Here is a 3,482-nt window from a genome sequence, read left to right as displayed (position 1 = left end):
CATGCCGAAGACTTGCTGACCCTGGCGCGCTTTGCGTTCGAGCGCGGCGAGGCGATTGCTGCCGACCTGGCAGCGCCGGTGTACCTGCGCGATAAAGTCGCGCAGACCAAGGCCGAGCGCGGCCTTTGACCTGTGGCGAGGGAGCTTGCTCCCGCTGGGGCGCGAAGCGGCCCCTAAAATCTGGGGCCGCTGCGCAGCCCAACGGGAGCAAGCTCCCTCGCCACACCAAGCGCGCCATACTGAAAAACGCGCCAATCGTCAGAATTTGCCCCAGTGTTTAAACCTTTTTCCATTTATGTGTTCTAGTTATCACCAGAGCATTTGCGCGTTATGGATTGCGCCACTAAAATGCCATCACCGATACCGAGTTCGCATCGATGCGTATAGACGGATTTTCCTCACAGTCCTACCCCCTCAAGCGTAAGCCGCGTAAGGCAAACGTCACGGTAGACGAATCCGTCGAGGATTCGCCGGACTTCATCGAGGTCCAGTCCGAAGCGTCGTCCAGCCCCCAAGGCGCCGCAAACGCACGTATCGGCGGTCTTCCCGCCCGTCAGCAAGACATGCTCTTCCCGCGCTCCATGAGCAAAAGCGTCGCCACCGCGCTGGCCAGCTACCTGACCACCGCCGGCTTTGTCGAATGGGATATGGAAGTGCTGGGTCTCGACATCCACATCTGATGCGCCTGCCTTATTTTATCGGTTGCCCGTCCTGGAGTGAAAACGCCTGGCGCGAGTACCTGTACCCCGTCGATGCCCGCTCCAGCGATTACCTCGCGTTGTACTCGCAGGTCTTCAATGCGGTTGAAGGCAATACCACTTTTTATGCGCGTCCGTCGGCTGCCACCGTGCAGCGCTGGGCTGAGATTATGCCCGAGGATTTTCGCTTCACCGCCAAATTCCCCAGGGACATCAGCCACGGCGGCGACCTGCGTGAGCAGTTGCCGGCGGCGCACAGTTTCGTCGGGTTGATGAGCCCGCTGGGTGAACGCGTTTCACCGCTGTGGCTGCAACTGTCGGCGAGTTTTTCGCCGCAGCGCCTCGGCGAACTGGCCGGGTTTATCGACGGGCTGGAACGCCCCTTGGCCGTGGAAGTGCGTCACCCGGAGTTCTTCGCCAAGGGTGATGCCGAGCGGATGCTCAACCGGCTGCTGCGCGACCGTGGCGTCGAGCGGATCTGCCTTGATCCTCGCGCCCTGTTCAGTTGCACGTCGACCTCGGCGGCCGTGCTGCATGCCCAAGCAAAAAAGCCCAAAGTGCCACCGCGCCCGGCGGCGTTGACTCTGTTTCCCCAAGTGCGGTTTATCGGCGATCCCGAGCTTGAGGCCAACGACCCGTTCCTGATCCCATGGCTGGAAAAGATCGCCGGCTGGATCGAAGAAGGGCGCACGCCCTACGTGTTCCTGCACACCTCGGATAACCGCCTTGCCGCGCAACTGGCGCTGCGTTTCCACGATAAGCTGATGGCACGTTTGCCCGGCCTGCCCGCGTTGCCGACCTTGCACCGCGAACCCGCAGCCGAGCAACTGGGGTTACTCTAAGGCTCCTTTTCCCGCCAGGAGTCAGTCATGGATGCCCAAACCCTTCGCGCCGAAACCTTCAAGGCCCTGCATGAGCGCGATCGTGCGTTCGTGATGCCCAACCCGTGGGACGCCGGCTCAGCGATCATGCTCGCCAGCCTCGGCTTTGAAGCCCTGGCCACCACCAGCGCCGGCTACGCGTTCAGCCTGGGACGCCCGGACGCCGAAGGGGCGTTGTCCCTGGAAGACACTTTGGTCAATGCCGCGATGATCGCCGAGGCCACGGCGTTGCCAGTGGCCGCCGACCTGGAAAACGGCTTCAGCGACACCCCCGACGGTTGCGCCCAGACCATTTTGCGCGCCGCTGCCTGCGGTATCGTCGGCGGCTCCATCGAAGATGCCACGGGTATCGCCGTCGATCCGATCTATCCCTTTGACCGCTCCGTCGAGCGTGTGGAAGCCGCCGTCGCTGCGGCGCGCAGCCTGCCATTCCGGTTCATGCTGACGGCCCGCGCAGAAAACCTCCTGCATGGTCGCCTGGATTTGCCTGACACTATTCGCCGCCTGCAGGCCTACGCCGAAGCCGGTGCGGACGTGCTCTATGCGCCGGGGCTGCGCAGTGCCGAGGAGGTGCTGGCGGTGGTCAAGGCCGTGGCGCCAAAGCCGGTGAATGTGCTGATGTCCGGCGGTCTGAAGCTCAGTGTGGCGCAGTTGAGCGCGATGGGCGTCAAGCGCATCAGCGTGGGCTCGGCCATGGCGCTGGCGGCGTATGGCGAGTTCTACCGGGCGGCGCAGGAGGTGTACGAATCTGGCACCTTCACCTTCACCGAACGCTCGATGCCCTACAGTCAGGCCAGTCAATTCTTCAAGGATTAAGCGGTGCGTGTTCTTAAGGCGATGGGGCGCGGTGTTGAGGCTTAAGCAGCCAGGCGCAGGTTGTTGACGACCAGCGGGCGGGCCCAGTGGTAGTCGAAGTCCAGGGCCTTTTGTTGGGCGGCCAGCTCTTCTTGCGGGAACGGCGTGGCGGCCGGTGGCAGCAGGTCCACCTCGAATTCGGCGATCGGCAAGTGCAGTGGGCGCGGTTCCGGCGCTGGGCCGGGTTCTGGCAGAGGTTGGCCGGCGCTCAGCACGATCGGGCGCACCCAGCCGCTTTCAAAACTCTGCTGGCGCTGCTGGGCAACGATTTCTTCTTGCGGGAACGGCGTGGCGGGCGGCGGCAACAACTCGGTTTCGAATTCGGCGATCGGCAGGAACAGCGGCTCAGGCGGGGCGATCTCGGTGTCTTTCACGTCGCATTCACGTTGGGTGAGAATTTGCGACAGCAGGTCGGCGCCCGCGCTGGGCTCCACTGCTAGGTCCAGCGGCGCCGATGCCTTGGCGGCGAGCGCATCCGGCGTTTCACCGAGCTGCTCGGCCAACGCGCGGGCGAAGAAGTCCTGCCACACATGACTGACTCCGGCCAGCGCTTGAGTATTGCGCAGGCCGTAGTTGTTGTGGGTCGGCAGTACACCGATGGTTAGCGGAAGAATGTCTGACATTTTTCTCGGTCGACGCTCAGCTCTGGCAAAATACCTGATCCTTGTTTCTATCGGCCGTTATTGGCCGATCCTTAATATTTTTGAGCGTAGCGATTCATGAGCGAACAACCAGCGGCCAGCCGCATCCAGGTCGAGGCCTTGGCCGACGGCTTCCAGGCCCGTGCCGAACAGTGGGCTGCGCTGCTTGGCTTGCCGTTACAGCTGACGGATGCGGAATTTTCCCTGCAAGTCGGGGAACAAGGCCTGCAGTTGCAACAGCTCGGGCCTGACGCGCCGGGGCCGGTGCGCGTGGATTTTGTTGAAGGCGGCGCGGCGCACCGGCGTTTGTACGGTGGCGGCAGCGGGCAGATGATCGCCAAAGCCGTCGGTATCGCCCAAGGCGTGCGCCCACGGGTGCTGGACGCAACGGCCGGGCTGGGCAAGGA

At 63.2% G+C, this 3,482-nt stretch carries 5 protein-coding genes and 1 pseudogene; 5 read left to right on the top strand and 1 reads right to left on the bottom strand.

What is annotated here, in order from left to right; genetic code table 11:
• The 4 genes and pseudogenes from L9Z73_RS27550 to L9Z73_RS27535 all read left to right on the top strand — a co-directional run.
• Positions 1-129, top strand: a pseudogene (locus tag L9Z73_RS27550) (tRNA (adenosine(37)-N6)-threonylcarbamoyltransferase complex dimerization subunit type 1 TsaB); the annotation flags it as partial.
• A gap of 248 nt (positions 130-377) precedes the next feature.
• Positions 378-680 (top strand): hypothetical protein, encoded by a 303-nt coding sequence (locus L9Z73_RS27545; protein WP_247407821.1) that lies wholly within the window; start codon positions 378-380, stop codon positions 678-680.
• Positions 680-1,540: a DUF72 domain-containing protein gene (locus tag L9Z73_RS27540; RefSeq protein ID WP_247407819.1), complete on the top strand. Its 861-nt coding sequence runs from the start codon at positions 680-682 to the stop codon at positions 1,538-1,540. The genes L9Z73_RS27545 and L9Z73_RS27540 overlap by 1 nt, the downstream gene beginning before the upstream one ends.
• A gap of 27 nt (positions 1,541-1,567) precedes the next feature.
• On the top strand, positions 1,568-2,395 hold the full coding sequence (locus L9Z73_RS27535; RefSeq protein WP_247407817.1) for an isocitrate lyase/PEP mutase family protein: 828 nt from the start codon (positions 1,568-1,570) through the stop codon (positions 2,393-2,395).
• A 41-nt stretch (positions 2,396-2,436) separates the two neighbouring features.
• On the opposite strand, the gene L9Z73_RS27530 is transcribed toward L9Z73_RS27535, so the two are convergent.
• A complete protein-coding gene (locus L9Z73_RS27530) occupies positions 2,437-3,057 on the bottom strand; it encodes an energy transducer TonB (RefSeq protein WP_247407815.1) in 621 nt (206 codons plus the stop codon).
• A gap of 96 nt (positions 3,058-3,153) precedes the next feature.
• Between L9Z73_RS27530 and L9Z73_RS27525 the strand changes: the two genes are divergently transcribed.
• A partial coding sequence (locus L9Z73_RS27525) for a class I SAM-dependent methyltransferase (protein WP_247407813.1) occupies positions 3,154-3,482 on the top strand: 329 nt, incomplete at its 3' end.

Origin of the sequence: Pseudomonas emilianonis, assembly GCF_023072625.1 — a bacterium.
In the GTDB taxonomy this organism is placed as follows: domain Bacteria; phylum Pseudomonadota; class Gammaproteobacteria; order Pseudomonadales; family Pseudomonadaceae; genus Aquipseudomonas; species Aquipseudomonas paraveronii.
This window is presented reverse-complemented; position numbering and strand designations above follow the sequence as displayed.

Excerpts from the sequence above, each read along its gene's own strand:
- L9Z73_RS27530 (WP_247407815.1), bottom strand. The coding sequence starts at position 3,057 with ATGTCAGACATTCTTCCGCTAACCATCGGTGTACTGCCGACCCACAAC.
- L9Z73_RS27540 (WP_247407819.1), top strand. The coding sequence starts at position 680 with ATGCGCCTGCCTTATTTTATCGGTTGCCCGTCCTGGAGTGAAAACGCC.
- L9Z73_RS27535 (WP_247407817.1), top strand. The coding sequence starts at position 1,568 with ATGGATGCCCAAACCCTTCGCGCCGAAACCTTCAAGGCCCTGCATGAG.
- L9Z73_RS27545 (WP_247407821.1), top strand. The coding sequence starts at position 378 with ATGCGTATAGACGGATTTTCCTCACAGTCCTACCCCCTCAAGCGTAAG.